Here is a 23,469-nt window from a genome sequence, read left to right as displayed (position 1 = left end):
CCCACGTCCTACCCTGACAATTCCGATCGCGCCATGCTTCCAGGGGGGACCTGTGCGCCAAAGAAGTAAACCAGTCCATCTCTTGCTCGCTGCCGCGGTGCTCGGCACCGCGGCCACGGCCCTTTCCGCCGGCCCGGCTCAGGCCACCGGCGAAACCACCCTCACCGCCGATCCGCTGCGTACGTGGCAGACCGACGGCATCGTGTGGGCCATGGCCTATGCCAAGGGCATCGTCTATGTGGGAGGTACCTTCAGCCACATCCGGCCGCCGGGCGCCGCCCCCGGCACCGGTGAACTCGCCCGTACGAACTTCGCGGCCTTCGACGCCAAGACCGGCGAACCGCTCTCGTGCGCCCCGGCGTTCACCGGCGGCACGGGCACGATCCGGGCCATGAAGGCCTCGCCCGACGGCTCGACGGTCTACATCGGCGGCTCGTTCGGGAAGGCCGGTCCGGTGGGCCGGTCCAACACGGCCGCCCTCAACACCGATGACTGCACCATCGGGGCGGACTGGAAGCCGACGGTCAGCTCGACCGTCCGGGCCCTGGACGTCACCGCCGACACGGTCTACATCGGCGGCGGGTTCGACACCGTCCAGGGACAGACCCGTGAGCGGGTCGCCGCGCTGCGGCCCGACGGCGAGCTGCTCCCGTTCAGGGCGACGATCCGTGGTTCCTCGGTCGGCAACGACCCCACCCCGGCGGTCAATGCCCTCACCGTCGCTCCGCAGCTCAACAAGGTCATCATCGGTGGCCGGTTCACCTCGGTGAACGGCAGCTTCCTGAGCGTGCACGCACTGGCCGGGCTGGACGCGACCACCGGCAGAGTCGTCAACTCCTTCACCGGCTGGATTCCCCAGAGGTCGGCGGTCAAGTCGCTCGTCAACGACGGGACCAACTTCTATCTGGGCGCCGAGGGCACCGGCGGCGGGGTCTTCGACGGCCGCGCGGCGGGCCGGCTGTCGGACGGCGGGCAGCTCTGGAAGGACACCTGTCTGGGCGCCACCCAGGCGGTCCTGCCGTACAAGGGGGTCCTCTACAGCGGCTCCCACGCGCACGACTGCTCCAACACCCCGGGCGGCTTCACCGACATCAACAACCGCCAGCACTTCCTGGCGCAGTCGATCTCGGACAAAACGATCCTGCCGTGGTTCCCGGACACCAATGACGGGATCGGCGAGCAGATCGGGCCGCGGGCGCTGACCATGGCGGACGGCGTCCTGTGGGCGGGCGGTGAGTTCACCACCGTCAATGACGCGCCGCAGCAGGGCCTGACCCGGTTCACGGCGGCGCCGGACACCGGGGCGCCGCAGGTGCCGCTGCTCAGCGGTGCGAGCGGGTCCCGGGGCAAGATCACGCTGAACTGGAAGGCCTCGTGGGACCGGGACGACGGTGTCCTGACCTACAAGATCTACCGGGACGGCGAGTATCTGACCTCGCTCAACCAGGATTCGCGCTACTGGAACCGGCCCAACATGAGCTACACGGACACCGTGGAGCCCGGGGCCCGGCACCGGTACTCGATCGAGGTCACCGACGGCACCAATGTGTCCGGGCGCAATGGCCCGGTCTATGTGACCGCCAGAAACTGACCGTATGCCGAGTGGGGGGTAAATGACGCACCGAGTAGGTTATGCGCCCGGGGTCTACGACCTATTCCACGTCGGGCATCTGAATATTCTCCGGCACGCCAAAAGCCAGTGCGACTATCTGGTGGCCGGTGTCGTCTCGGACGAAATGGCGGTGCAGGCGAAAGGGCAGGCACCGGTCATTCCGCTGGCCGAGCGGCTGGAGATCGTACGCAGCGTCCGATTCGTGGACGCGGCGTTCGTCGAGACGGTGCCCGACAAATTGGAAACCTGGCAGCAGGTACGGTTCGACGTCATTTTCAAGGGCGACGACTGGCGGGGGACGAGCAAGGGCGACAAGCTCGAAAGGGATTTCGCGACGGTCGGGGTCGATGTGATCTATTTCCCCTACACCGTGCACACGTCGAGCACCCTGCTGCGCAAGGTGCTCGACGGGCTCGCGAATTCCGCGTGACCGGCCCGGGCCGTCTGCCCTGGTGAGTGTCCGTCCCCGGCCGGTCAGCGGCCGGGGGCGGACAACTCCCGGTACCACTTCACCAGGAACGCCACCATGAACAGCAGATGGGCGACGAGCAGGCAGCAGTACAGCACCAGGAACACATCCCGGCTGCCGAACACCAGAAACAGGGCGCAGAAGACCCCGTAGTCGACCGGAAGCAGGGCGACGGAGCGCAGCGTGGAGGCGGGTGCCGCGGGTGCCGGCCCGCCCGCACCGCTCCGCAGCCGGTCGGCGCGCTTGAGCTGTTCGGTGAGGATGCCGCCGAAGAAGACCATCACCGCGGCGAACTGGAAGGCGACGGGTACGAACAGATACCGAGGGTCGGAGAGGCCGAAGTGGCGGTAGAACGAGACGAGTACGGCCATGTGCAGGGCGAGCATCTTCGCGCAGTCGACCACATGGTCCAGCCACTCCCCCGCGGCGCTGCCCGTTCCGGTCAGCCGGGCGAGCTGCCCGTCGGCGGAGTCCAGGGCGAAACCGAGGACCAGCGCCGCGAAAATAGCCACCGCCGCGGCGGGCGAGGGGCGGAGCACCGCAATCATGACCACGCCGGCGAAGGTGAAAACCCCGCTGATCATGGTGACTTGATTGGGTGTCAGTTTGATGCTGTAGCCCACGGCGGCTAACACCCGGCCGGCCGGCCGGTTCACATAGCGCGAGTACAGGGACACTCCCTTCGCGGATTTCTGGGCCGCAGACAGCTGTCTGATCGCATATCCGAACTGGCTCATGTCCCCCACCTGATGAATGGACCCCCGAAGGAGCAACATCATGGCAGGCAGGACCTCTTCGTCAACCGGTGGCGCCGATCGCCGGACGGTGCTGGCGGGTACGGCCGCGGCGCTGGCGGCCGCCCTCACCGGATGCGAGTCGGCGGCCCCCGCCTCCCGGCAGACGTCCGACGACGCCAGGGCCCCCGTGGTCACCGGCCACAAGCCCAAGGGCAAGGACGTCATCGATGTGGTCGCGGATTTCGGGGCCAAGGGGGACGGACGCACCGACGACAGCCGGGCGTTCGCCCGCGCGTACTCCTACGCGGCCGGCCGGGTCTGGGACCACATCGGCCGGACCGTGATCGACATACCGGCCGGCACCTACCTCATCCGCAAGCCCCATGCGCTGCTCAACGCCACCGGGGGCAAGCTCAAGGCCAACGGCTTACGGTTCCGCGGGGCCGGCAAACGGATGACACAGCTGCTCTTCGCACCACCCGAGGGCGACACCACCTATCTGTGCCGCAACGAGGACAGCTGGGCGAATGTGATGTTCGAGCAGCTGGGCTTTGTCGCCGCCACCCCCGGCGCCTCGTTCTTCTACTCCTACTCGACCGGTCAGGCACAGGACTACCGCTTCACCGAATGCGAGTGGACCGGCGAGTGGACCTACGGTCTGGCCCTCGACGGCAGCAACACCAACTCGGAGATGCGATGGGACGCCTGCCGGGTGGGCGGGGCGTACCGCAAGGCGTTCCTGTATTCCGGGCTGTCCGAGAAGTCGGTGAGCCACGGCCAGCAGGACCAGTTCCTCAACTACTGGTTCAACGACATGAAGGTCGAGTACGCCTGGGGCAACTTCCTGGAGTTCCCCTACGGGGGTTCCATCACCTGCCGCGGCGGTTCCTATATCGTCACCGGCCGCCGCCCCGAGGACTCCGGCGACTACGGGCGCACCAGCACCTTCTTCCGTTTCCCGCGCGGACCGCACCACGACTCCGTGCAGCGCTTCCACGCCGAGGACATCCGCTTCGAGGTGCGCGACCCGGACACCGTCGTGATCGACTGCGCCTGGGACAGCGGCACGGTGCACTTCAACGACTGTGACGACACCGCGAACGCCTTCAAGTCGTTCGCCGAGGAGAGCAGCCCCCATCGCTACCGCATCGGGTCTCAGGGTCCGCTCGTGCGGTACGACTCCTGCCAGCTGTCCGGGCAGCACTCCTACGAGCAGGACGGCGGCGGCGCCGGCCCCCGGGCCCGCTATGACATGTGCCGGTTGCGCAATCACTCCCCGCAGGACTTCATCAAGGGTGCGGGCGACCGGGTGAAGTTCGTCGACTGTCTGGGGTCCTGAACGGGCCACGGAGGGCGGGAACCCGGGGGTCCGGAAACGCCGCTGACGCCCTGTGCGTCCGGCGCCGTCCCCTCGCCGACGGTGACCAACGGCACACGTACTGGTCAGTAGTATCCCTGCTGGTCGGGCCTAGAGTGAGGGCCGCAAGGGCGCCGCCGGGCACCGGCGGCGATCCTCCCTCCGAGCCGACCAGGGAGACTGCATGCGTTCTCCGAAGGACTTCTTCCGCCCGCTGGCAGTCGGGGCGCCCACACCGGTACGCGAGGTACCGTTCCGGCCGTCCCGGATGATCCACTTCTTCGACCCGGGCAACGAGAAGATGGCCGCCAAGGTGCCGGCCATCGCGCCCACCGTGGACGTACTGCTCGGCAATCTGGAGGACGCGGTCGCCGCCGACCGCAAGGAGGCCGCCCGGTCGGGTCTGGTGAAGATCGCCAAGGCCACGGACTTCGGCGACACCCAGCTGTGGACCCGGATCAACAGCCTGGACTCCCCGTGGGCGCTGGACGATCTGCTGACGCTGGTCACCGAGATCGGCGACAAGCTCGATGTGATCATGGTGCCCAAGGTCGAGGGCGCCGAAGACATCCACTACGTCGACCGGCTGCTCGCCCAGCTGGAGGCGAAGGCGCAGATCCAGCGGCCGATCCTGGTGCACGCCATCCTGGAGACCGCCACCGGCGTCGCCAACGTCGAGGAGATCGCCGGGGCCAGCCCCCGGATGCAGGGCATCTCGCTCGGCCCCGCCGACCTCGCCGCCAGCCGCCGGATGAAGACCACCCGGGTCGGCGGCGGGCACCCCGGCTACCTGGTCCGGGAGGACCCGCACGGCGCGGACACCGACGCGCCGCGGGCCACCTTCCAGCAGGACCTGTGGCACTACACCCTTGCGCGGATGGTCGACGCCTGTGCGGCGCACGGCATCCTGCCGTTCTACGGGCCGTTCGGCGACATCAAGGACGTCACCGCCTGCGAGGACCAGTTCCGCAACGCCTTCCTGCTGGGCTGCGTCGGCGCCTGGAGCCTGCACCCGGTGCAGATCGCCATCGCCAAGAAGGTCTTCTCCCCCGCACCCGCCGATGTCGCCTGGGCCCGCCGGGTCATCGAGGCGATGGGCGACGGCACCGGCGCGGTGATGATCGACGGCAAGATGCAGGACGACGCCACGTACAAGCAGTGCCAGGTGGTCGCCGAACTCGCCGACGCCCTCGCCGCCCGCGACCCCGAGCTGCGCGACGCCTACGCCGCGGCCGAAAAGGAGTAACACCCGTGTCCGACGCGATCCTGCGACCGCGCCGCTCCGTGCTCTACATGCCCGGTGCCAATGAACGCGCCCTGGAGAAGGCCAAGTCCCTTCCCGCCGACGCGCTGATCCTCGACCTGGAGGACGCCGTCGCCCCTGACGCGAAGGCCGACGCCCGCAAGCGGGTCGCGGCCGCCGCGGCCTCGGGGGAATACGGCTACCGGGAGGTGACGATCCGGGTCAACGGGCCCGGCACCGCCTGGCACGCCGACGACCTCCGGGCCGCCGCCGAGGCCGGCCCGGACGCGGTGGTGGTGCCCAAGGTGGACTCCGCCGACACCGTGCGGGAGGTCGAGCGCGCCCTCGAAGCCGCCGGCGCTCCGGACCGTACGGCCATCTGGGCCATGGTCGAGACCCCGCGCGCGATGCTGGACGCCCGTGCCGTCGCCGCCGCCAGTGAACGCCTCACCGTGCTGGTGATGGGCACCAACGACCTGGCGAAGGAGTTGCACGCCGAGCATGTTCCCGGCCGGGCCCCGCTGCTGACCGGGCTGTCCCTGGCACTGCTGGCGGCGCGCGACACCGGCAAGGCGATCCTGGACGGCGTCTACAACGATGTGAAGAACGCCGAGGGCTTCGAGGCCGAGTGTGTGCAGGGCCGGCAGTTCGGGTTCGACGGAAAGACGCTCATCCATCCGTCGCAGGTCGAACCGTGCAACCGGCTCTTCGCCCCGTCCGCCGACCAGATCGCCCATGCGCGCAAGGTCATTGACGCGTTCGACGAAGCCACCCGCGAAGGGCGCGGTGTGGTCACCGTCGACGGCCGGATGATCGAGAACCTGCATGTCGAGGACGCCCGCCGGATTCTCGCCGTCGCCGAGGCGATCGCCGGACGTTGAGGAACGCGCGCCCTTCCCGCGGCCGCGGGAAGGGCGGCGCCGTTCCAGGGCCGTCACGGTGAATCCCATAATCGGACAGGGTGAACAATCGGGACCGGCCGTTGCTCAGGCTTGGTGGTGCGGGGCATCCGGGATAGCAAGATCCCCGGTTCCCACTCTGAGCGCAGGAGCACACAGTGAAGAAATCGGCACGCGTCAATGTCGTGATGGCAGGAGCCTGCGGTCTGTTCCTGGCCGCGGGTACGCTCTCGCCCACCCTGGCCTGGGCCGCGCCGGCCGGCGGCGACGGGGTCTCGAACAGCGACACCGTCGCCCGCTTCGACGCCAGGTTCCGCTGTGCGCACCGGGCCCGCTTCTGCATCAACGGGCCGGTGCTCAGCGGAAATCCGCGGAGATCGCAGAACGTCCATGTCGTGGGGACGGTCAGCAACAGCGGCAGCCCGACCAACACCAACGCGAACACCAACGACGACACGGGCGGCACGACCGGCACGGCAACCAAGTCCGGCAACAACGAGCAGCACATCCACCACCACCGCGACTGAGACGGTGCGGGTGCGCTGAGCCGCTCCGGTCCCGGGAACTCCGTGGCCGGAGCGGCCGTGCCGTACCTCCGTCGGCGCGGATCAGTGGCGGAAGAGGCCCAGTCCGAGGATGCGCTGGACGTTGTTGCTGCTGCCCGACGAGGCGCCCGTGACGGAGTTGGCGGCGTTGGTGGTTCCGTTGGTGTTGGAGAGGTTCCCGCTGTTGTTCGGGTTCCCGTGGTTGATGAAGTTGCCGCTGTTCAGGCTGTTGCCGCTGTGCACCGGCCCGTTCACACAGGCGTGGGGCGACGCCAGCACCGGTGACCTGAAGTGGATCTGGCCCAGGCGGTTGTTGCAGACCACCCCGTTGACCGTGCCGTTCAGCGTGCCCACATCGGCGTCCGCCACCGCGGAGAGCAGCGACTCCGGGAGCGTCACGGCCTGGGCCGCCCCGCCGCCGAACAGCACCAGCCCGCACGCCCCGACGACCGTTCCCGCCTGCACAATTCTTCTCACGACGCTCCTCGCCTCTTCAGCCTTCTGATGCCAGAGGTATCGTGCTGCCGCGGTCGGCCCACATCGGCGTTCAACCCGCGGGCAGCAAACCCGCGGCGGCCACAATCAGCCGGGTGGCCCACACTCCGCAGGTGACTGCGGCCGCGGGGCCGTCAGGTGACGCTGTGCGGATGGCAGGCCGTCGCCGAGCGGGGCGGCCAGGCCTGGGGGGCCAGGATGCCCAGGACATAGGCGCGGGCGACCAGGGCGGGTCTGGTCGGGGCGTCCAGGAGGTCGCGCAGACGGCTGAGGTGGTAGTCGACGGTCTGCCGGGAGAGGTGCAGGGACGTGGCGATCTCCGCGTTGCTGTGGCCGGCGGCCAGCAGGGACAGGATGCGTACCTGAGTCGCCGTCAGCGGTGGATGCGGCTCATGGGCGACCCCCTGGTGGGTGACGACCGCCCAGACACTGGTGGCACGGTCCGCGCTCCGGCCCACCGTCGTCAGATGCAGCCGGGCGCGGCGCTGCTGACCGCGGGCGTCCATGAGCACCACGGTCGTCTGGATGCGCCGGCTGCGGCGGGCTATGAGATCGAGCCAGCTGCGGTGCAGCCCCGGTAATTCCGGCGTCGGGCCGAGCACGGTGTGCGCGCGGCGGCCGACGAGGTCCGAGAGCCGGGTGCGCAGCAGGTCGGCGGCCGCGGCGCTGGCCTGCTGGATGCGTCCGCCCGCGGAGATCAGGGCGCACGGCAGACCGCTGTGATCGCGCAGCGCGTGCAGGCTCTCCTCGGCCTCCCGGCGCTGGCGCAGCGCGCGGGTGTAGTCGCTGATGTCGATGTAGATGCCCGCCACGCACCGCTGGCTGCCTTCCCGGACGGGGAAGCGGTGGCCGACCGCCTGGCCGCCGGTGCCGTCGAAGCGGTGGTAGGTGAGGGTGTGCCGGACCGGTTTGCCGCGTTCGAGCACCTCCCGGTCCAGGCTCAGGACCTGGGCGGCGTCGGCCGGTCCGTCGACGTCGGCGACGTCCTTGCCGATGATGTGTTCCGGTGTGGTGCCGTACAGATGGGCGTAGGCGTGGTTCGCCCAGAGGTAGCGCCCGGTCGCGTCCCGGATGAAGGCCGCGGCGGGGGCGAGGTCCGCGAAGGCGTCGTAGCGGCGGGAACCGGCCGTTTGGGGGCCGACTTCCACCGCCAGTCCTCGGGAGCGGCCCTGCCGGGGCACGCCGAGGGGCCAGTTCACATCGAAGACCCGGCCGTCGAACTGGGCCTGCCAATGGCTGATTTCGGGTGCCTCGGCCGGACCGGCGAGTTCCTTGCGCACGGTGTCGAGGAACCGCTGGGCGGTCACCGTGTCGTCGAAGGCGCCTCCGCCGCTGTCGATCACGCGTAGCTCACGGTCGGCCTCCCACCAGGACACCGGAAGGTGTTCGAGCAGCGATTTCAGACTGGTCTCGTCCACGACGGGCCCCTTAGTGGTGAGGAGATCTACGGGTTTCGGACGGCGCGCCACCGCCATGCGTATCCCCCGCCGCGGGCAGGCATGCCCGGTTCTCGGCCGATCTGGCGACATCCGCTCGTTCACATCTGCGGTGGCGCGGGGACGCCATACGGCATCACAGAACCTTCACGACGGAATGACGGTATCCACAACTCTGGCATTTGCCTGAGCGGTTGCGGCCCGAAGAGGGGAACGGTGGGCCGCACGGCTGCTTCGCTAGAGGGAACGGCGTTCGGATCCGGGGGGCCGGGCGTTGCCAGCCGTTCCGATGGTTCCCACGTATGAAAAGGAGTCGGATTCCAGTGAGCAAGGTGCTGTTCGTGTATGCCAAGGGTGGTCCGCCCTTGGGGTACGCCCTGTCACGGGTCGCCGCACGGTCGGCAGTGCACCTGCTGGCGCTCAGCTCGCTCCCTCCCACCGTGGCCGCGTCCGCGGACCGGATATGCGCTTCGGTGCTGTGCCCTGCCGAGTCCGAACGGCGCGACCTGGTGTCCCTGATCGTCTCCCGGGCCCAGGCGGTGGGCGCGGACGCGGTCGTCACGTTCTCCGAGTACGCCGTCGTCGCGGTCGCCGAGGCCTGCGAGAAGCTGGGCCTCGCCGGGGCGGGCGGCAACTGCGCCCTGGCCCGCGACAAGCGGATGATGCGGCGCACCTGGCAGGAACAGGGCATATCCCAGCCCCGGTTCCGGCCGGTCGCCACCGCACAGGATCTGCACGAAGCGGCCGCCGCGCTCCGCTTCCCCCTGCTGCTGAAGGCCGCCTGGAGCGCCGGCTCCACCGCCCACCGGACCCTGCGCTCCGCCGAGGACGTACCGGCGGCCTGGGAACGGGCGCGGGAGGTGATGGCCGAGTCCGCGCAACTGGGTTATGCCGAGCTGCATGTGGCCGACGCCGGGGCCGACTTCCTCGTCGAGGAGATCGTGCCGGGCACCGCCACCGGGTGGTTCGACCAGGAGGGCTGGGGCGACTACGTCAGTGTCGAAGGCGTCGTCGTGAACGGCGACTTCCGTCCGGTCTGCCTCAGCGGGCGGATGCCGACGGTGGAACCGTTCACCGAACGCGCCGGTATCACCCCGGCGGCGCTGCCGGACGACGCCCAGCGGCGCATCGTGACCCTGGCGCGCGAGGCCGTCGACGCGCTGGGATTGCAGAACTGCGGTACGCACACCGAGATCAAGCTCGGCGCGGACGGGCAGATGTGGGTGATCGAGACCGCCGCCCGGTTCGGCGGGGCGATGACCGTCCCGCAGATCGAGGAGGTCTTCGGCCTGGACCTCATCGGCATGCTCACCGACCATCTGCTGGGGCGTCCGGTCTCCTGGCCCGCCGAGGTGCGCACTCCGCAGGAGGCGCACGGCGCGGCCGGTTCCCTGGTCGTGCTGGCCGTCGACGGCGCCGGTGAGGCCTGGCCGGACCAGCGGGTCTGGGACTTCCCGACGGTGCGGGACGCGGTGCCGCTGAGCGCCGGCAGCCATCTGTCCGTGGTCGCCGAGAACTCGCTCCCGGACGGGGCGCCGGTGCCGGTGTACGACCCGGCCGCGGGCGCCAACACCATGGCGGCGCTGTGCCTGTTGTCCGCCACCGCTCCGGAGACCGTGATCCATGACTTCCGGAACCTGGTGGACGCCCTGCCGCGGGTGCTCCCCACGGCCGGTCCCACCACGGAGGTGCGCGCATGACCACCACCGCCGTTCTGCCCGCCGGTGCCCCCGGCCCGGTCACCGACCGCACCGTCATCGGTGAGAACCTCTCCCTGCCGCTGTTCCGCACGCTCTCGGGGGTGCTGGCCGGTCACCCGTACCTCAAGGTCGTGGTGGACCGGATCGAGAACACCTGGCATCTGCTCGACACCGCCGTCCATCCCTTCCACGTCAACTACATCGCCACCCGCGTCCTCGGTATGGAACTGGCGGAGCTGGACTCCTGTCTGGACGCGTTCAACGCCTCGGTCTACATGGACCCCGAGCGCCGCTTCCTGCTGGGTGTGCTCTCGCTGCACACCGATGAGGACGCCGAGGGCCGGGATCGGCCCTTCCTCGTGCTGGAGACCACCGAGGCCGACACCATGAACGGCCGCCTGCTGGAGGAGTTCTACACCTTCGTCCGGCACCGGGTCGACGGCCGCCTGCCGCTGCTGCTGAAGCCGGCGAACCACGGGCAGGAGCACGAGCTCGCCGCGATCAGCGACGTACGGGTGCCGCGGATCCTCGGCCATCAGCTGTTCGGCAACCGCACCCGCACCCCGCTCAACCCCGGGGAGGCCGTCGGCCGGCTCCGCTACTTCCGGACCCTTGAGGAGTACACGGCCGAGGCCGACGGGCTCGGCTGGTCCGACATCGTGGCGATGCCGTGTCTGCCGGACGATGTGCCGCGGGTGGCCGGCTTCCTCAACACCTCGCCCGGCACCCCGCTCTCGCACACCAATGTCCTCGCCTCCGGCTGGGGCATCCCCAACGCGATCGTCCGTGACCTGGAGCGGATGGTCGACGCGGACGTGCTGGACGGCGCCTGGGTCCGCTACCGGGTCGAGGACGACGAGATCACGATCGTCCCGCTGGCCCATGCCCCGACGCTGGACGCCCCGGCCTGGCACCAGCAGCGGATCCGGATGGAACCGCCGCTGCTGGAGGACGTGCCGGCGCTGTGGCTGCACCGGCTGCGCCGCGCCGACGGGGACCGGTACGGGACCAAGGCCGCCAACCTCGGCGAGCTCCATCACGTCCTCGACAGCCGCAGCGCCGACCTCACCGCCTTCTACGGGCAGCCCAGGCCGCCGCGCGCCGACCTCTACGGCCACCTCGCGGCCCGCCTCGGCGCCAAGGACACGACACCCGAGGAACTGCGTTCCCTGGCGGCCGACTTCGTGGCCGGGGTCATCGCGGCGCCCGACGGGGTCGCCCTCCCCTTCGCCCTTCAGCACCGCTTTCTGACGTCCTCGCCGGCCGTGCAACAGGGCCTGGGCAAACTCAAGATGGCGCTCGAACTCGACGCCGTCGACGTGCTGGACGCGCTCTGTTTGCATTTGCAGCAGCTCATCCGGAACACCCCGCTGCCCGAGGACGTGAGCCGCCAGATCACCCAGGCGCTGCCCGGCGGCCCGGCCACCGGCAGGCGTCTGGTGGTGCGGTCCTCCTCCAACGCCGAGGATCTGCCCGGGTTCTCCGCGGCCGGGGTCTACGAGTCGATCACCACCGTTCACGGCGCGGACGAACTCCTCGACGCGGTACGCCAGGTGTGGGCTTCCCTGCTGTCGCCGCGCAGTGTCCGGCTGCGTCACCAGGCGGGCATCTCCCTCGACGACACCTATATGGGCGTGATCATCCAGGAGTATGTGCCCGCGGACCTCGGCGGTGTGCTGGTCACCTGCAATCCGACCAGGCGCGAGGACTTCCGCAACGTCTACCTCAACTGCTCGCCCGGCTCGCCCGAGACGGTCGTCGACGGGACGACGCTGCCGCTCCAGTACCTGTACAACACGGTGGAGGGCGGCGGCCGTACCGTCGCGCTCGGTTCGTCCGGCCAGGATCTGCCCGTCGCCACCCGGGACAAGCTGGCGCGGCTGGCGCTGACCGGGCGGCTGCTCCAGTCCCACTTCAGCGACACCGACCTGGACCATCCGCTCGACATCGAGTGGCTGATGACCGATCAGGGGGACTTCCGCCTGGTCCAGATCCGCCCCTACGCGCTGTGATCCGCCGGTTCACCGGCCCGCTGCGCACCCGCCGGTCCCGCCCGGCGGGTGCGCCGCTGCCACCGCGGGCCCGACGGATCATCCGGCTGAACAACGGCTTCCAGCTGCTGTTCAACCTGCTGTGGTGGATGCCGGTCTTCTACGCCTACCAGCGGGAGGCCGGGCTCTCCGACGGGGAGATCTTCGGCATCCAGAGCATCTACTACGTCGCGTTCTGCCTCTTCGAGATCCCGACCGGGATGGTGGCCGACCGGATCGGTGCCCGCAACTGTCTGCGGGCCGGGGCCGTCGTGATGACCGCGGCGAACCTGGCGCCGGTCTTCGCGCCCAGCTACACCGGCTTCCTGGTGCACTTCCTGGCCATCGCCGCGGGCCGCTCGCTGACCTCCGGCGCCGCCAGCGCCTATCTCTACGACGGCCTGGAGGCCGAGGGCGCGGGCGAGCACTATCTGAAGGCCGAGGGGCAGGCGCGGGCGCTGGGGCTGGCGGCGAAGGTGCTGTGCTGGCCGCTGGTCGGACCGCTGATGGCCGTCGCGCACCCCACGCCGTATGTGCTGAGCGCCGCGAGCGCGGCGGGTTCGCTCGTCTGTGCCGTGGTGCTGCCGCGGCAGACGACGGTCCGGAGCAGCGGCCCCGGCCGTGGCAAGGGGACGTCGCGCGGCGGGCCGGTGTTCCTGCGCGATGCCGTCTCCGCGCTGCGCTGGGTGTGGGCCACCCCGTGGCTCGCGCTGCTCATGGTGCAGGGCGTCGCGGTGTTCACGCTCTCCCGGATCTGCCAGGTCAATCTCTTCCAGCCGATCCTGATGGACCACGGCATCCCGGAGAGCTCGCACGGTGGTGTGCTGGCCGCGATGACGGTCGCGGAGGCGGTGGCCTCGGCCCGTCCGCAGTGGCTCGGCAGACGGCTGTCACCGGTGGCCTGGGTGTCGCTGCTCAGTCTGGCGATGGCGGGCACTCTGGCGGGCAGCACCCTGGGCGGGCCGTGGACCGTGATCGCCCTGCTGTGCGTGTTCGCCGCGGTGACCGGCTTCGCCTATCCGCTCCAGCGCAAGCTGGTGAACGACGCCATCCCGGCGGGGGCGCCCCGGGCCACCCTGCTGTCCGTCGAGAGCATCGTGGACCGGGGTGTGTGTGCGCTGGCGGCGGTGGCCGCGGGAGCCTATCTCTCGGCCGGCCGGCTGGACGCGCTGCTGTGGCACAGCGCGCTGGCCACCGGTGTGGTGATGGTGGTCCTCCAGCTGGTCCTGCGGCGTGCCCCGGGCCGACGCAAGGTCGCTCCGGTGGCCGAGCCGGAAACGGAGCTGGTCACCACGGCAGGAAACCCCTGAGCGGCACCGTCATACTGGGCACGTGCGGGGTACCGAAGCCGGGCGTTACGGCGAAGGCCTGTTCCGCCCGGAGGAGACCGGCGAGGCCGACCGTATCGACCTGGGCGCGCTCGCCTATGACGAGGTGAGCACGGCCCGGCTGGCGGCGCTGGGCGCCGGGCCCGGGTGGTCCTGCCTGGACGTGGGCGCGGGAACCGGCACCCTCGCGCGCTGGCTGCTGGAGTCGGCGGGTGTCACGGCGGTCCTCGCGGTCGACCGTGACACCCGGTCCCTGGACGCCGACCGGACACCGGGGCTGTCGACGCTGACCGCCGACATCACCGCGCCGGACTTCGACCCCGGCCGGTTCCAGCTGGTGCACACACGGTTCGTGCTGATGCATCTGCGCTCCTGGCGCCGGATGATCACCAAGCTGGCCTCGCTGGTCGCGCCCGGTGGTGTGCTGGTGCTCAGCGACGCCGTGGACCTGACGACCGCCGGGGCACCGGCCACCCCGTACACCACGGTCATGCGGGCGATGTGGCACGGGCTCCGGCAGTCCATCGGCACGGACATCTCCTGGGTGCCCGACTCTCCGTATCTGTTGCGGGAGGAGGGCCTGAGCCGGGTGGCCGCCGAGATCCATGTCCCCCCGCTGGTTCCCGGCAGCCCCCTCAGCCGTTTCTGGGCCGATACCTGGGACCGGGCGCGGGACGCCATGCTGGCGACGGGGCAGGTGGACGCGGCACGGATCGAACGGGCCGGGCGAGAGCTGTCGTCGGACGACTGCGCCGGTCTCTCCCCCGGGATGCTCACCGCGTGGGGCTGGCGGACCGAGGAGGCCGTCCGCGACGGGCACCTCTGACGTGCCGCCGCCGGACGGTCCGGTCCGTCAGCCGGCGGGGCACGGTCAGCGGGACCGCGCCGGTCCGCTGACCGCCCGTCCGCCGTGGGGAGTTGCTGGGTGGAGCAGTGGATGCCGCCCCCGCCCTCACCGATGTTGTCGACCGGCACCTGTACGACCTTCCGCCCCGGATACTGCTCGCGCAGAATGGCGGCCGCCCGGCCGTCGGCCTTCCGGTCGCCGAAGCGGGGCATGACGACCGCGCCGTTGGCCGGACGGAGCCGGGGCCGACCCGTATGCGGCGGCCGAGCGGCTCACCGCGCTCGTCGAGGGCCTGAGCGAGCGCTGGCTGAGCGGCACCACCTCGCTCCAGCGGGCCCATGAGCTGCTCCGGGGCGCCGTCGAGACGGAACTCCGGCCGGTCTGACCGATCTTGCACCCTGGCTGCCCCCGCCCCACGGCGGGGGCAGCCTCGTGTTCAGAGAGGTGAGAGGCCCCGCCACCGCACGGTTTACCGCGTGGGCGCGGCTTGCCATAGCGGATGAACTCAGCGCTTCGGTGAATAAGCGGACATCAGCGACTGTTTTCGGTCGGAGTCCGGCACGTGACGCTCTGCGCGTGATCTCCCGTTCTCACCCGGTCCCCACCATGGGATTCCGCAGCCACCAGGGGCGCGACAGGTGGCGTTCATCCGGCAGATGGCCGTTTCTGGCGGAAAATTTTCTGTCTTGGTGGGTAAATAGTGAAGAAATGCGACCGAAAGTGGGCATCGGTTTTTGACCATCGATCGGCCGCTCAGCGATGGTCCATGGCATGCCCGTCATACCCCGACCCGCGGCCAGCGGCCCGCTGCGCCTGCGCGATTTCCGTCTTCTGCTCGCCGGTGCCGCGGCCGGCCAACTCGGCGCCCAGGTCACCCTGGTCGCCCTGCCCCTCGTCGCGGTATTGGAGCTCAACGCCCCCGCCTTTCAGGTGGGGTTGCTCACGGCCGCGGAGACCGCCGCGTTCCTGCTGGTCGGACTGCCGGCCGGGGCCTGGGTCGACCGGATGCGCAAGCTGCCGCTGATGATCCGGGCCGATGTCGTACGGGCCGTGGCGATGGCCAGCATCCCGCTGGCCGCCGTCGCCGGGGTGCTGACGATGGCTCAGCTGTATCTCGTCGCCCTGGTCACCGGTGTGGCGACGGTCTTCTTCGACGTGGCGCACCAGAGTTTTGTGCCGCACCTGCTGCCCAAGGATCAGCTGGTCCCGGGCAACGGGGCGCTGGAGACCATCCGTTCCTCGGCGCAGGTGGCCGGTCCCGGGCTCGGCGGCGGTCTCGTCCAGCTGCTCGGGGCCTCACTCGCCATCGTCGCCGACGCGGTCGGCTATCTGCTCTCGGCGCTGTTCCTGTGGGGGATCAAGCAGCCCGAGAGCCGACCGGAGCGCGTCGCGGGGACGTCCCTGCGCCAGGACATCGGTGAGGGACTGCGGTTCGTGTTCGGGCACCGCCTGCTGCGCGTGATCGCGGTGACGACGGGCCTGGCTAACTTCTTCACCGCGACACTGATGGCCACCCAGTCCGTCTTCCTGGTCCGGGTGCTCGGGCTGGCGCCGGGTGTGGTCGGTCTGGTGCTGGCCGCCTCGGCGGTGGGCGGGCTCGCCGGGGCGCTGTGCGCGGGGCGGCTCGCCGCCCGGTTCGGCCAGGCCAGGATCATCTGGCTGTCCGCGCTGGCCACCGGCCCGTTCGCGCTGTTGTGGCCGCTCGCCGGGCGGGGTGCGGGCGCGGCACTGTTCGCGGTCGGCTCCGGTGTGGTGTTCTTCGGCGCGGTCGTCTACAACGTGGCGCAGGTGAGCTTCCGTCAGGCGCTGTGTCCGCCCCGGCTGCTCGGCCGGATGAACGCGACCCTGCGGTTCCTGATGTGGGGCACCCTGCCGCTCGGCGCCCTGGCCGGCGGTGCGCTGGCCGAAGCGTTCGGCGCCCGCACGGCGCTGGCGTGGTGCGCGGCCGGATTCCTGGTCGTGCCGCTGCCGCTGCTGCTCTCCCCGCTGCGCCGGATGCGGGACCTGCCGGCCGCCGGGGCGGCCGAGGACGCCTCCGCCGACACCACGGACCCGGCCCAGCCCGCGTCCGTCAGCTGACAAGCCGGCCGCCGTCTCCGGCCCGGCCCTTCTCTCTCCGCGCACGGCTTTCCCACCCGCATCACCTCCTGGCGATGCGCGACCGTCACGACAAAGAGGATCACGTGCTCAGCATCACGAGCCAGTACCTGGCCCGTTTCCGGCGGCTCGACGCCGGTGACGGCACCCCGGTCCTGCTGCCCGTCACGGGCGCCCAGCGTCGCTTCGCGCTGGTGCGTGCCATGGACCCCCACGGCCGGCCGGATCTCGTGCCGATGTTCTTCGCCTTTCCGCGCGGCACGGTGGACCCCGTACGCCTCGCGGCGGCCGCGAACCGTCTCGCCGCCCGGCACCCCGTGCTCCGTGCCCGGCCCACCGTGCTGCGCGGCACCCCCGTACTCCGCCTGGAGCGGCCGCAGGTCCCGGTGATCCAGGAGACCTGCGCGCCCGGCGAGGACGCGGCCACGGTGCTGCGCCGGGCGCTGGGCCGGTGGGCGCCGGAGGGCGCACCGCTGCGGCTGTTCCTGGTGCCGGACGGTCCGGAGGGCACGGAGGAGGTGCTCGCTGTCGTTCTGGACCACAGTGCGTGTGACGGCCAGTCGCTGGCCCGGCTCGTCGAGGAACTCGGCGCCGGCTACGACGAGGGCGCGAGTGCCGAGGGCCCCGCTCCCGCCGATGTCGCGGCCGAACTGGCCGCCTACCAAGACGCCGTGCTGCGGCAGCTCGACGCGGAGGAGCGCGCGGGGGCGCCGGAGGCCATGGCGTATTGGGGCGAGCGCCTGCGCACGGTGTGCGAACAGGACCCCGTGGCCCGGCCGGAGCCCCTCTCCCCCGGTGCGCCGCCGAGCGGCTCGGCCACGCTGCGGATACCCGCGCCCTCCGACGGGGTGCCCTTCCCCGAGCTGCTCAACGCCTGTCGCGCGGCGGCCGCGGTGCTGTACGGAGCGGGCCAGGTGGTGCCGCTCGGCTACCCGTGGGGCGGCCGGCCGGCCGGTGCCGCACCCGTACTCGGCTGCTTCCTCAACACCGTCGTCTTCCCGACCGCCACGGGCGACGCACCCACCGCCTCGGCCACGGCGGCCGCCTGGTGGGACGACCTGGACCATGCCGCCACCCCCTTCGACGCCGTGGTGCACGCCGCCCGCGCGGCCGGCTCCGGCTGGCGCGGCCGGCTCGACGGCATGCTGACCGTCGACGACACCCGGCGCCAACCCCCGCTCCGCCTGGGCGGGGTGACCGGCCGGGAGATCCATGTCGACGGCCGGGCGGTCCGCGGACCCTTCGCGGTCTCCGTCTCCCAGGGCCCGGAGCTGCGGCTGCGCATGGTGTGGGACCGCGCGGCCCTCCCCGATCACGCGGCCGAGCGCGCCTTCGCCGCCCTTGCCGACGCGGTACGGACACCCGTGCCGACGGCCGGCTGACCCGGGGCCCCGCCCCGCACCCTCACCTACCGACCCCGCCGGACCCGCCGCGCGATCCGCGGCGCGGTCCGCGCACCCCACCGGCCGGGCCCGATCATGCCCCGGCCGAGCACACCAAGACCCGACGACCTCAGGGATCGCCCATGCTTCCGCTCTCCTCCTCGCAGGAGATCGTCTGGCTGCACGAACAGGTGCAACCGGGCAGCCGCGCCTACAACTTCACCGCCGCCCTCGACCTGTGGGGCCCGCTCGACACCGACGCGCTGCGCGACGGACTCGCCGCCACCCTCGACCGGCACGCCGGTCTGCGGCTGGAACTCGTCGCCGTCGCCGGGGCGATGCCGGGACAGCGGGTCGCCGCGGCCTGTGCGCCGCGGCTGCGCACGGTGGACCTGAGCGGGGCGGCGGACCCGGAGGCCGCGTTCCAGGAGCTGCTGCGCACCGAGGCGGAGACCCCGCTCGACACCTACGAGGCACCGCTGCTGCGCTGGACGCTGGTCCGGCTGGCGGACGAGCGGCACCGGCTCATCCACGTCGAACACCATCTGATCCACGACGGCCACTCGTTCGCGATCCTGCTGCGGGACGTGTTCACCGTCTACCGGGGCCGCGTCCTGGGTGAGCCGGTGGAGCTGCCGACCGCTTCCTCGTACGCCGACCATGTCCGGGCCCGGTCCGGGGACGAGGCGACCGCGGAGCGCCGGGACGGTCTGGAGTTCTGGGCCGAGGCGCTGCGGGACAAGTCCTACGACCTGCCGCTGCCCGGTCTGGCCCGGCCCGGTGCCCGGCGGCGGCACCACGGCGGCCAGTTGCGCCAGTCGATCGGGGCGGATCTGGCGGAGCGCCTGCGTGCCCACGCCCGCGACCGTGGCCTGACCCCGTTCGCCACCCTCCTCGGGCTGTTCGCCGAGCTGCTGCGCCGGCACAGCGGCCGCGCGCAGATGGTGATCGGCACCGCGGTCGGCAACCGTCCGCGCGGTTTCGAGGACGCCGTGGGGATGTTCGTCAACACCATCCCGCTCCCGCTCCGGCTGGACCCGGCCGCCCCGGCCGAGGAGTCCATGGACGAGGTGACCGACACCCTCATCCGTGCGCTGCCGCACCAGGAGGTGCCGATCCAGGAGCTGACCCGCGCGCTCGGGCTGCACACCTCGGGGGCGGACAACCCGCTGTTCGACGTGATGTTCAGCGCGCACGACGCCGAGCTGCCCGACATCGAGGTGCCCGGCCTGGACATCACCCTGTTCGAGGGCTTCAACACCGGCACCACCCGGTTCGACCTGGACGTGGTGCTGCTGCCGGACGACCGCCGCGGCGTCGGTCCCCGGCACGGCGCACCGGGCATGACGCTGGTCTGGGACTACGACGCCGACCTGTTCGGCGAGGATGTGGCGAAGCTGCTGGCCGGGCGGTTCCTCGACCTGCTGCGGGCGTATCTCGACGCGCCCGGCACCGCCCTGGCGGACCTGGCGCCGCCGCCGGTACCGGCGGCCCTGCCGGCCGCCGCTCCGCAGGCGCCGGGTCACGACCCGCTCGACCCCGCCACCGCCCACGACCGTTCGCTGCCCGCGCTGCTCGTCGGCGCCCGCCGGCTCACCTACGGCGACCTGGCGGACCGGGTCGCGGCGCTCGCGCAGCGGATGCTGGCGGCGGGGGTGACCGCCGGTCAGCCGGTGGCCGCCGTGCTGCCCCGCGGTGCCGACTCGGTCGTGACGCTGCTGGCTTGTCTGCGGACGGGGGCGGTGTACTGCCCGCTCTCGCCGTCCGATCCGCCGGCCCGGCTGGCGCTGCTGCTGGAGCGGCTGCGCCCGGCGCTGGTGCTGACCTCGGCGGACGCCCCCGTCACCGTTCCCGAGGGGTTGCCGTCGGCCGCCGTCGACGCCGCGGTCCTGCCGCCGGCGCGGGCGGCGGAGACCGTGCCCGGTGCCGCGTACCTCATTCACACCTCCGGCTCGACCGGCATCCCCAAGCCCGTCGCCGTCGGCCGCGCGGCGCTGGAGAACCATCTGACCGGCGCGGCCGAGCGGTTCGGCCTGGGTGCGGGTGACCGGGTGCTGCTGTTCGCCCAGCCGTCGTTCGATGTGGCCCTCGAAGAGGTGCTGCCGTCGCTGTACGCCGGGGCCTGCCTCGTCGTCCCCGAGCGCGAGGTGCCGACCGGCACCGAGCTGGCCGAACTGCTGGTCGCCGCCCGGGTCACGGTGGCCAATCTGCCCACCAGCTACTTCCTGGCCACCCGTCAGGAGATGCGCCCGGCACTGCGGGACGGTCACTGGGCGCCGCGGCTGCTGGTGCTCGGCGGGGAGCGGATCCCGGCGGATGCGCTGCGCGCGTTCCTGGCCGACACCGACAGCACCGTGCTCAACGTCTACGGCGTCACCGAGGCAGCGATCAGCTCCACCGTCCACGAGATCACCCGGGACGGCCTCACCGAGGGTGCGGAGATCCCGCTCGGCACCGAGCTGCCGGGCGAGCGGGTCCATGTCCTGGACGCCCACCAGCGGCCGCTGCCGGACGGCGCGGTCGGTGAACTGGCCATCGCCGGGGCGGGGTTGGCCGAGGGCTATGTGGGCAACGCCGAGGCCACCGACGCCCGGTTCCGCCGCGTCGAGGCGCTCGGCGGGGAGCGGGTCTACCTCACCGGTGACCGTGGCTACCGGGGTCTCGACGGGCTGCTGTACTTCCTGGGGCGCCTGGACAACCAGATCAAGCTGCGGGGTTACCGCATCGAACTGGAAGAGGTGGAGGCGGCCGCCTCGGCCGCGCTCGGCGGGCGGTCCTGCGCCGTCGTCCTGGACCGCGAGGCCCCCGGCGGGCCCCGGCTGGTCGGCTTCCTGGAGGGCTCGGACGACGACGGGCCGTGGGACGAGCAGGCGTTGCACACGGAGCTGAGCCGACGGCTGCCGAGCGCCCTCGTCCCGGGGCGCTGGGCCCGGCTCGACGTCATGCCGCGGCTGGCCGGCGGCAAGCCGAACCGGACCGCGCTCACCCGCAGCGCCGCCGCGCTGGAACCGGCCGCCCCCGCCGGGGAGTCCGGCGCCGGGCAGCCGGTGGAGCCGGCCGATCCGATGACCGCGCTGCTCGTCGAGGGCTGGCGCGAGGCCCTGGGCCACGAGCGCTTCGATGTGTCCTCGGACTTCTTCCGGTCCGGTGGCCACTCGCTGCTCGCCGCGCAGCTGGCCTCCTGGCTGGAGCCCCGGCTGGGACAGCGCCCGCCGCTGCGGCTGCTGTTCCAGAACCCGGTGCTGACCGACCAGGCCGCCGCGCTCGCCGCCGTCGGCACCGCTGCCGCCGGCCGCCCCTCGCCCGTTCCCGCCGCCTCGACCACCGTGACGGAGTCCCGATGACCACCCAGCCGATGACCGCCCGGACGGCGGCCCCGACGACCGCCGGTGCGCTCAGCATCGCGCACGGCGCGCGTCCCGCCACCGACGGCGCGACCGAGGTCCTGGCCCGCTTCGAGGAGTGGGTCCGCCGCTCCCCCGACGCGCCCGCGGTGATCGACGGGGCGCACAGCTGGACGTACCGGCAGATCGGCGCCGCCGCCGACGAGGCCGCGTCCGCGCTGCGTGCCCGGGTACGGCCCGGGGACCTGGTCGGCGTCTGCCTGGACCGATCGGCCGCCCTCGTGGTGACCGCCGTCGCGCTCGCCAGGATCGGCGCCGTCTATCTGCCGCTGGGGCCCCGCCCCGGGGAGCGCCGCACCGGCGCCGTCACCGAGGATCTGAACGTCGGCTGTCTGATCGGCGATCCGGAGCTGCTGCCGCCCCGGCACCGGGCGGGCGACCGGCTGGATCTGGCGCTGCCCGGCGAGGGAACCAATGCCACCACCACGGTCGTGGCGGCCTTCGCCGCACCCGGTGCCACCGCGCACTCCGCGCCCGCCGGGGCGTTCTACGCCGTGCTGACCTCCGGCTCCACCGGCCGCCCCAAGGCCGTGGCCGTCGGTGAGCCCGCGCTCGGCGGACTGCTGGACTGGTACCGCGCCACAACCGGGCTCGGCCCCGGTGACCGGCAGTCGCTGCTGATCGGCGTCGCCTTCGACCCTCATCTGCTGGAGCTGTGGGCCGGGCTGACGTCCGGAGCGGCGCTGGTGCCCGCGCCGGACGAGGTCCGCTGGGACTCCGTGGTGCTCGCCGACTGGTGGCGCACCGCCGGGCTGTCGGTGGCGGTCGCGGCGACCCCGATGGTCGAGCCGCTGCTGGACCGGCCCTGGCCGCAAGATCTGAGGCTGCGTCATCTGTTCGTCGGCGGTGACCGGATGCGCCGCCGCCCCGGCGCCGAGGTGACCGCCACCGTCCACAACGCCTACGGCCCGGCCGAGGCGACGGTGGTCGCCACCACCTACGCCATGCACGGCACGGACAGCGTGGCGGGCACGGACTCCGCGCCCCCGATCGGCCACCCCGTACCGGGCGTGACCGTGCTCGTCGCCGATGCGGACGGCCGGCCCGTCGAGCACGGTACGGAGGGCGAACTTCTCATCGGCGGCAGCGGGCTGGCGCTCGGCTATCTGGACCCCGAGCTGACCGCGCGCCGCTTCATTGCCGTGCCCGAGGGCCTCGAACTGCCGGGTGTGGAGCGGGTGTACCGCACCGGGGACCGGGTGCGGATGGCGGCCGACGGGCAGCTGGAGTTCCTCGGCCGCCTCGACGACCAGGTCAAGGTCAGCGGGGTGCGGATCGAACCGGCCGAGGTGGAGGCCGCGTTCGAGCAGGACCCGGCGGTCCTGAGCGCCGTCGTCACCGCGCCGCGCACCGCCGACGGCCGGGCCCGTCTGGTGGCGTACGTACGGGCGGCGGCCGGTGCCGTGCTCACCGCGGACGCGCTGCTGCCGGCCCTGCGGACCTGGCTGCCCGAGCAGGCCGTTCCCTCGGACGTACGGATCGTGGACTCCTTCCCGCTGGACGCCAACGGCAAGGTGGACCGCGCCGAACTCACCCGTCGGGCGGCCGAGTCCCTCGCGTCCCGTCCCGGCGCCGCCCCGGACGGGAGCGCCCCGGACGGTGACGAGCCCGCCGGCGCCACCCCCGGTGAGCGGCTCGTGCTGAGCGCCGCCCGCGATGTGCTCGGCCGGCCCGGGACCTCCCTGGCGGACAACTTCACCGAGGCGGGCGGCACCTCCGTGCTCGCCGCCCGGCTGCTGACCGTCATCGAGAAGGACAGCGGAATACGGCTGCGCGCCCCCGAGCTGCTCCGCCAGCCGGATCTGCGCGCCGTGGCCCGGCTCGTCGATGAGCGTGCCGCCCGGCAGCCGGCGGGTGCCTGAGATGACCGCCCGCACCCCCGCGTCCT

17 protein-coding genes and 1 pseudogene are annotated in these 23,469 nt (G+C 71.9%); 14 read left to right on the top strand and 4 right to left on the bottom strand.

Annotation, left to right across the window (positions count from 1 at the left end; all coding sequences use genetic code 11):
* Positions 1 to 82 precede the first annotated feature (82 nt).
* Both CP981_RS36050 and CP981_RS36045 read left to right on the top strand, forming a co-directional pair.
* The gene (locus tag CP981_RS36050) at positions 83 to 1,591 is read left to right on the top strand and encodes a hypothetical protein (protein WP_085926594.1); all 1,509 of its coding nucleotides are present in this window, start codon (positions 83 to 85) and stop codon (positions 1,589 to 1,591) included.
* Positions 1,592 to 1,613: 22 nt separating this feature from the next.
* On the top strand, positions 1,614 to 2,042 hold the full coding sequence (locus tag CP981_RS36045) for an FAD synthase family protein (protein WP_042158396.1): 429 nt from the start codon (positions 1,614 to 1,616) through the stop codon (positions 2,040 to 2,042).
* A gap of 44 nt (positions 2,043 to 2,086) precedes the next feature.
* Here the strand turns inward: CP981_RS36045 and CP981_RS36040 are convergent, their stop codons facing one another.
* On the bottom strand, positions 2,087 to 2,818 hold the full coding sequence (locus CP981_RS36040) for a CDP-alcohol phosphatidyltransferase family protein (protein WP_085926593.1): 732 nt from the start codon (positions 2,816 to 2,818) through the stop codon (positions 2,087 to 2,089).
* A gap of 40 nt (positions 2,819 to 2,858) precedes the next feature.
* On the opposite strand from CP981_RS36040, the gene CP981_RS36035 reads away from it, so the two are divergent.
* From CP981_RS36035 to CP981_RS36020, 4 genes are all read left to right on the top strand, one after another.
* Positions 2,859 to 4,157 (top strand): glycoside hydrolase family 55 protein, encoded by a 1,299-nt coding sequence (locus tag CP981_RS36035; RefSeq protein WP_244329949.1) that lies wholly within the window; start codon positions 2,859 to 2,861, stop codon positions 4,155 to 4,157.
* A gap of 202 nt (positions 4,158 to 4,359) precedes the next feature.
* Complete coding sequence (locus CP981_RS36030; protein WP_085926591.1) at positions 4,360 to 5,421, top strand: HpcH/HpaI aldolase/citrate lyase family protein; 1,062 nt, start codon at positions 4,360 to 4,362, stop codon at positions 5,419 to 5,421.
* A 5-nt stretch (positions 5,422 to 5,426) separates the two neighbouring features.
* Positions 5,427 to 6,299: an HpcH/HpaI aldolase/citrate lyase family protein gene (locus CP981_RS36025; RefSeq protein WP_268256974.1), complete on the top strand. Its 873-nt coding sequence runs from the start codon at positions 5,427 to 5,429 to the stop codon at positions 6,297 to 6,299.
* 176 nt (positions 6,300 to 6,475) lie between these two features.
* Entirely contained in the window at positions 6,476 to 6,844 is a 369-nt protein-coding gene (locus tag CP981_RS36020) for a hypothetical protein (RefSeq protein WP_085926590.1), read from the top strand.
* A gap of 81 nt (positions 6,845 to 6,925) precedes the next feature.
* On the opposite strand, the gene CP981_RS36015 is transcribed toward CP981_RS36020, so the two are convergent.
* On the bottom strand, positions 6,926 to 7,327 hold the full coding sequence (locus CP981_RS36015; protein ID WP_085926589.1) for a hypothetical protein: 402 nt from the start codon (positions 7,325 to 7,327) through the stop codon (positions 6,926 to 6,928).
* Positions 7,328 to 7,491: 164 nt separating this feature from the next.
* Positions 7,492 to 8,775, bottom strand: a complete 1,284-nt coding sequence (locus CP981_RS36010) for a PAS domain-containing protein (protein ID WP_085926588.1) — start codon at positions 8,773 to 8,775, stop codon at positions 7,492 to 7,494.
* 341 nt (positions 8,776 to 9,116) lie between these two features.
* Between CP981_RS36010 and CP981_RS36005 the strand changes: the two genes are divergently transcribed.
* Genes CP981_RS36005 through CP981_RS35990 form a run of 4 tightly spaced genes read left to right on the top strand, consistent with a single transcriptional unit; the run spans position 9,117 to position 14,677 of the window.
* A complete protein-coding gene (locus tag CP981_RS36005) occupies positions 9,117 to 10,493 on the top strand; it encodes an ATP-grasp domain-containing protein (protein WP_085926587.1) in 1,377 nt (458 codons plus the stop codon).
* Entirely contained in the window at positions 10,490 to 12,505 is a 2,016-nt protein-coding gene (locus CP981_RS36000) for a PEP/pyruvate-binding domain-containing protein (protein WP_085926586.1), read from the top strand. The genes CP981_RS36005 and CP981_RS36000 overlap by 4 nt, the downstream gene beginning before the upstream one ends.
* Positions 12,502 to 13,833 carry an MFS transporter gene (locus CP981_RS35995; RefSeq protein ID WP_085926585.1) on the top strand — a complete coding sequence of 444 codons (1,332 nt, stop codon included), beginning with the start codon at positions 12,502 to 12,504 and terminating at the stop codon, positions 13,831 to 13,833. The genes CP981_RS36000 and CP981_RS35995 overlap by 4 nt, the downstream gene beginning before the upstream one ends.
* 22 nt (positions 13,834 to 13,855) lie before the next feature.
* A complete protein-coding gene (locus tag CP981_RS35990; RefSeq protein WP_085926584.1) occupies positions 13,856 to 14,677 on the top strand; it encodes a class I SAM-dependent methyltransferase in 822 nt (273 codons plus the stop codon).
* Between the two features lie 86 nt (positions 14,678 to 14,763).
* Here the strand turns inward: CP981_RS35990 and CP981_RS35985 are convergent.
* Positions 14,764 to 14,928, bottom strand: a pseudogene (locus CP981_RS35985) (agmatine deiminase family protein); the annotation flags it as partial.
* 541 nt (positions 14,929 to 15,469) lie between these two features.
* On the opposite strand from CP981_RS35985, the gene CP981_RS35975 reads away from it, so the two are divergent.
* From CP981_RS35975 to CP981_RS35960, 4 genes are all read left to right on the top strand, one after another.
* Positions 15,470 to 16,777, top strand: a complete 1,308-nt coding sequence (locus CP981_RS35975; RefSeq protein ID WP_085926583.1) for an MFS transporter — start codon at positions 15,470 to 15,472, stop codon at positions 16,775 to 16,777.
* A 104-nt stretch (positions 16,778 to 16,881) separates the two neighbouring features.
* Entirely contained in the window at positions 16,882 to 18,177 is a 1,296-nt protein-coding gene (locus tag CP981_RS35970) for a condensation domain-containing protein (protein ID WP_085926582.1), read from the top strand.
* 143 nt (positions 18,178 to 18,320) lie between these two features.
* Positions 18,321 to 21,521, top strand: coding sequence for a non-ribosomal peptide synthetase (locus CP981_RS35965; RefSeq protein WP_085926581.1), 3,201 nt, complete (start codon positions 18,321 to 18,323; stop codon positions 21,519 to 21,521).
* Entirely contained in the window at positions 21,518 to 23,443 is a 1,926-nt protein-coding gene (locus CP981_RS35960) for a non-ribosomal peptide synthetase (RefSeq protein ID WP_085926580.1), read from the top strand. The genes CP981_RS35965 and CP981_RS35960 overlap by 4 nt, the downstream gene beginning before the upstream one ends.
* Positions 23,444 to 23,469: the final 26 nt, after the last annotated feature.

The organism is Streptomyces platensis (assembly GCF_008704855.1).
Lineage (GTDB): Bacteria > Actinomycetota > Actinomycetes > Streptomycetales > Streptomycetaceae > Streptomyces > Streptomyces platensis.
The sequence above is the reverse complement of the archived record's forward strand: the minus strand, read 5'-3'. Positions and strand labels throughout refer to the sequence as shown.